We start from the raw sequence: 3,525 nt of genomic DNA on the forward strand, positions 1-3,525 counted from the left end.
GTCACGCGTGGAAGGCAGTGAAAAATCAAGACATCGCCGCTAAACTGATCGGCCATATTCGCCGCGCTTCTATCGGTGATGCCTTACTGCCTTTTGAGCAACGGGTGGAGTTGGCATTAGCACGCATCAAACAAGCCAACGATTGGAACGCCGAGCAGCTCAGTTGGCTAGAGCGTTTAGCCACGTCAATCAAAGAAAAGGTCGTGCTGGATGAAGACACCTTTAAAACCGGCAACTACAAGCGTAAAGGTGGCAAGCGCAAGCTGATGAGTGTGTTTAATGATCAGTTAGACACCATTCTCGCCGAGTTTAATCAATATCTGTGGGATGAACCCGCCTAGCTCGTTACAATACTGCCATTCTTGTGGCGCTGGCCTTAACTGAGCAGCGCCTTTTGCTTTTATCATCCATTTACTCACTGTGCTCTAACCGCGCCGTGTAACCAGAGACCCGAAATGAACAATAACGATTTAGTCGCCAAATTGTGGAAATTGTGTGACAACTTGCGTGATGGCGGAGTGTCTTACCAAAACTACGTCAACGAGTTAGCCTCACTGCTGTTTCTGAAAATGTGTCAAGAGACAGGGCAAGAGCAAGATTTGCTGCCAGTAGGATTTCGCTGGGCGGATCTCAAATCGCGTATTGGTCAAGATCAGCACCAGTTTTACCGTAATATGCTGGTGCAGCTTGGCGCAGACGAGCACGCCATTGTGCGCGCCATTTTCCAAAACGTGAATACCACCATTACTCAACCCGCGCAGCTCACCGAATTGGTGACCAACATGGACAGCCTAGAGTGGTTTGATGGCGGGCAAGGCAAAAGCCGCGATGATTTTGGCGATATGTACGAAGGCTTGCTGCAAAAAAACGCCAACGAAACTAAATCCGGCGCGGGGCAATACTTCACCCCTCGCGCGCTCATCAGCACCATAGTCAAAGTGTTGCAGCCACAGCCGCGGGAAATCATTCAAGACCCCGCAGCGGGTACGGCTGGTTTTTTGATTGAGGCGGATAAATACATCAAAGCGAACACCAATGATTTGGATGACTTGGACGATGACGACCAAGATTTTCAAATGAAAAAAGCCTTTGTTGGCCTAGAGTTGGTACCCGAAACCCGTCGTTTAGCGCTGATGAACTGTTTGCTGCACGATATTGAAGGCGATGCCAATGATGGGGCGATCCGCCTTGGCAACACCCTGGGCAGCGCCGGTGAAAATCTGCCTAAAGCCGATGTGATTTTAACCAATCCGCCGTTTGGCAGTGCGGCCAGCACCAATATTACCCGCACCTTTGTACACCCAACGGGCAACAAGCAGCTCTGTTTTATGCAGCATATTTACGATGCGCTGGAGCCGGGTGGCCGCGCGGCGGTGGTGATCCCCGATAACGTGTTGTTTGAAGGCGGCAAAGGCACTGACATTCGCCGCGATTTAATGGATAAATGCAACCTGCACACCATTTTGCGCTTGCCTACGGGGATTTTCTACGCCCAAGGAGTGAAAACCAACGTACTGTTTTTCCAAAAAGGCGCGCCAGAAAATAAATACCAAGACAAAGGCTGCACCAAAGAGACCTGGGTGTTTGATTTGCGCACCAATATGAACACTTTTGGTAAACGCCGCCCACTCACCGAGGCCCATTTTGCCACCTTTATTGCTGCCTATGGTGCGGATAAAAACGGCCAATCTCCGCGTGAAGAAGGGGTGTACGATACGCTCGGCGCGATGTATGCCGAAGGCACCGACTCGCTAGAGCAGACCATCGACAACGCTCGCTGGCGCAAATTTAGCCGTGAGTATATTCGCGAGCAAAAAGGTGACAGCCTAGATATTAGCTGGCTGAAAGATTTTGAAGCCACTAGCGCGGAAAACCTGCCAGAGCCTGAAGTGCTGGCCGGTGAAGCGATGGCCGAACTCACCGAAGCCATGGCTGAAATTTACCAACTGATGCAAGCCCTCGGTGCGGAGGATGTGGCTGAAGGGCAGAAGTTGTTGGTGGCCGAGGCGTTTGGGCTGCAAGAAAAGATTCTAGAATCTAGGGACGAGATTCTAGGCGCGGCGCCTGCGGAGGCAAACTAATGAGTGAATTGCCGAAAGGGTGGGGAAAGTCGACTCTTGGGGAAATATGCTCCAAACCACAGTATGGTTATACTACTAAAGCTGATCCCAATAATGGAAGCGTGAAGTTTTTAAGAACAACTGATATTACAAAAGGTCGACTCGACTGGGATACTGTACCTTTTTGTATGGAAGCGCCCAGTGATCTAAATAAATATCAGTTAGTTGTCGGTGATATTGTTATTGCCCGCTCAGGGTCTGTAGGTGTGTCATACCTGATTGATAAATCATACGAACCAGCTGTTTTTGCTTCCTATCTAATTCGATTTAAGCCTATAACACCTGTATTAAGTCGTTATGTAAAAGCATTTTTAGATTCTCATTTATTTTGGGAACAAGTTGAAATAAATAAGGCTGGTAATGCACTACAAAATATAAATGCGCAAAAACTTAGTGCTATCAGTTTACCACTCGCACCTCTCGCCGAACAAAAACGCATAGTAGCTAAGCTGGATGAAGTATTGGCGCAAGTCGATACCATTAAAGCGCGGCTTGATCGCATCCCCGCGATCCTTAAACGCTTTCGCCAATCCGTCCTCGCCGCCGCTGTGTCAGGCAAGTTGACGGAGGAGTGGCGTGGGAGAAAACAAATTCAAGAGGCATGGAGGGAGGTAACACTAAAGGATTTAACTTTAAGTATTTCGGATGGAGATCATCAGGCTCCACCCAAAGCTGAAAGTGGCGTTCCTTTTTTAGTTATTTCAAATGTCAGTAGTGGATTTATTGATTTCCAGAAAGTAACTCGTTGGGTTCCTAAAGAATATTTTGGTTCTCTAAAAGACGTTCGTGTTCCCAAAAAAGGAGATTTGTTATATACCGTGACTGGCTCGTTTGGAATACCAGTAAAAGTTGATACAGATACTAACTTTTGTTTTCAAAGACACATAGCAATAATTAAGGTTAACCGTGAGATTGTAAGCGGGGACTTTCTATACTATTGGTTGCTTTCGCCTATTGCCTTTATGCAAGCGGAAAGCACTGCAACAGGTACAGCTCAAAAAACCGTTTCTCTGACGAGTTTAAGAAATTTTGATTTCAATTTACCAAGACTAGAAGAACAAACCGAAATCGTTCGCCTGGTCGACCAATACTTCGCTTTTGCCGATACCATCGAAGCGCAGGTGAAAAAAGCCCAAGCGCGGGTGGATAACCTGACGCAAAGTATTTTGGCCAAAGCCTTCCGCGGTGAGCTGGTGGCGCAAGACCCAAACGACGAGCCCGCCGAAAAGCTGCTTGAGCGCATTGCCAAGGCGCGTAGTGAGGCCGAGCAACTGGCGAAAGCGGCGAAAAAAGCCGTGAAAGCAGGCCGTAAAACAAGGATAAACTAATCGAATCCGGCTTGGAGTGGCAAAGCATACGGTGTCGCTTCAAGCCATATCATCACTAATAAAAATCAACACGTTGG

The 3,525-nt window shown here is 47.9% G+C and carries 3 protein-coding genes; all 3 read left to right on the forward strand.

Going from position 1 to position 3,525, the window contains the following annotated elements; genetic code table 11:
• Positions 1-341 (forward strand): type I restriction-modification enzyme R subunit C-terminal domain-containing protein (locus B7C60_RS19480; protein ID WP_245869490.1); only part of this gene is annotated, 341 nt, incomplete at its 5' end.
• Between the two features lie 114 nt (positions 342-455).
• On the forward strand, positions 456-2,081 hold the full coding sequence (locus tag B7C60_RS14290) for an N-6 DNA methylase (RefSeq protein ID WP_099612242.1): 1,626 nt from the start codon (positions 456-458) through the stop codon (positions 2,079-2,081).
• The gene (locus tag B7C60_RS14295; protein ID WP_099612243.1) at positions 2,081-3,448 is read left to right on the forward strand and encodes a restriction endonuclease subunit S; all 1,368 of its coding nucleotides are present in this window, start codon (positions 2,081-2,083) and stop codon (positions 3,446-3,448) included. The genes B7C60_RS14290 and B7C60_RS14295 overlap by 1 nt, the downstream gene beginning before the upstream one ends.
• Positions 3,449-3,525: the final 77 nt, after the last annotated feature.

Source organism: Vibrio fujianensis (assembly GCF_002749895.1).
GTDB lineage: Bacteria > Pseudomonadota > Gammaproteobacteria > Enterobacterales > Vibrionaceae > Vibrio > Vibrio fujianensis.

Coding starts and splice junctions, on each gene's coding strand:
- B7C60_RS14295 (WP_099612243.1), top strand. CDS start 2,081: ATGAGTGAATTGCCGAAAGGGTGGGGAAAGTCGACTCTTGGGGAAATA.
- B7C60_RS14290 (WP_099612242.1), top strand. CDS start 456: ATGAACAATAACGATTTAGTCGCCAAATTGTGGAAATTGTGTGACAAC.